General features: G+C 66.3%; 1 protein-coding gene and 1 pseudogene. Both read right to left on the reverse strand.

Features of this window, described 5'->3' with window-relative positions:
* On the reverse strand, positions 1 to 236 hold a 236-nt coding region (locus JCM19049_RS16705), incomplete at its 3' end, for a biotin/lipoyl-containing protein (RefSeq protein WP_304488866.1).
* 92 nt (positions 237 to 328) lie between these two features.
* Positions 329 to 670: pseudogene (locus JCM19049_RS16710) on the reverse strand (transketolase C-terminal domain-containing protein); the annotation flags it as partial.

Here is a 670-nt window from a genome sequence, read left to right on the forward strand (position 1 = left end):
TCGCTGGCCACCGGGGCGGCGGTGGCCAGGGCCTCGGCCGGTTCCGGAGTTCCGGTGGGGGCCGGTTTGTTCCCCTCCTCGTCGATGGTGATCAGCGGGGAGTCCACGGCCAGGGTTTCCCCCTCGGCCGCGTGCAGCTCGGTCACCACCCCGGCATAGGGGCTGGGCAGCTCCACCAGCGACTTGGCGGTTTCGATCTCAACGAAGACCTGGTTGACCTCCACGGTGTCCCCCACCGCGACCTTCCAGGCGGCAATGTCGGCTTCGGTCAGTCCCTCGCCACATCGGGCAGGTTGAAGGTAGTCATGATTCTCTCCTTGGACCGTTTCTAGTATGCGAAGGAGCGGTCGAGCGCTTCGAGCAGCTTGTCGATGTCGTAGGTACTGGGATTCCACCTTTGAGATCGGGTAGGGCATGTGGAACCCGCCCACCCGCAGCACCGGGGCCTCCAGGTACAAGAACGCCCGTTCGGTGATGCGCGCGGCGATTTCCCCGCCCAGCCCGCCGAAGGTCGGCGCCTCATGGGTGACGATCAGCCGTCCGGTCTTCTGCACCGATTCTGTGATGGTGTCAAAGTCAATGGGCGAGAGTGAACGCAGGTCGATGACCTCGACCGAACGCCCGTCCTCCCGGGCCGCCTCGGCGGCGGCCAGCGCGACCGGCACCAGCG

This window comes from Arthrobacter sp. JCM 19049, from assembly GCF_001310435.1.